The 832-nt window shown below is 35.9% G+C and carries 1 protein-coding gene; it reads left to right on the forward strand.

Annotated elements, in window-relative coordinates; translation table 11 throughout:
* Window positions 1-174: 174 nt before the first annotated feature.
* A partial coding sequence (locus NON16_RS25365; RefSeq protein ID WP_257352399.1) for a reverse transcriptase domain-containing protein occupies window positions 175-832 on the forward strand: 658 nt, incomplete at its 3' end.

Genomic DNA, 832 nt, shown 5'->3' on the forward strand with positions numbered 1-832 from the left:
AAAAGCCGAAATGCATTTATCCTTGTGAAGGTAGGGGTATGACCTATGAATCTCTTGTAATGAGAGTGGAGGAACAGCCCCAAGTCTAGCGTATTAGAACGATTATTTTCTTCACGTGAATGACACCGATCGGGTAGGAAAGTGGGAACATCACTCTTTAGGAGGGATGCCACAGTGTCAACTTTGAGATTTTGGGATTACTACAATATGACGGAGACCTTTACAGATTTACACAAAAGAGCTAGTCATAAAGAATCTTTTAACCACCTATATGACATTATTACTTCAAGAGAAAACATTCTACTAGCTTATCGTACAATCAAAACCAATAAAGGTTCAAAAACACCTGGTACAGATGGGAAAACCATCAAAGATATTAAAAAGCTTTCGGAAAGTGAGTTAGTGAAAGTAATCCAAACAAAACTAAAAAACTATCACCCTAAGAAGGTCAGAAGAAAATGGATTGAAAAGGAAAACGGTAAATTAAGACCACTTGGAATTCCATGTATTCTTGACCGTATCATTCAACAATGTTTTAAACAAGTTCTTGAGCCAATCGCTGAAGCTCACTTTTACAAGCATAGCTACGGGTTCAGACCGCTAAGGTCTACTCATCATGCTATGGCAAGGGTACAATTCTTAATTAATCAATCACAATTACATTTTGTTGTTGATGTTGATATTAAAGGATTTTTCGATAATGTCAATCATGCACTTCTTATCAAACAATTATGGAACTTAGGTATCCATGATAGAAGAGTATTAGCTTGTATTTCCAAAATGTTAAAAGCTGAAATTGATAAAGAAGGAATACCCTCTAAAGGTGTACCGC

The organism is Pseudalkalibacillus decolorationis (assembly GCF_024609785.1).
GTDB lineage: Bacteria > Bacillota > Bacilli > Bacillales > Fictibacillaceae > Pseudalkalibacillus > Pseudalkalibacillus decolorationis.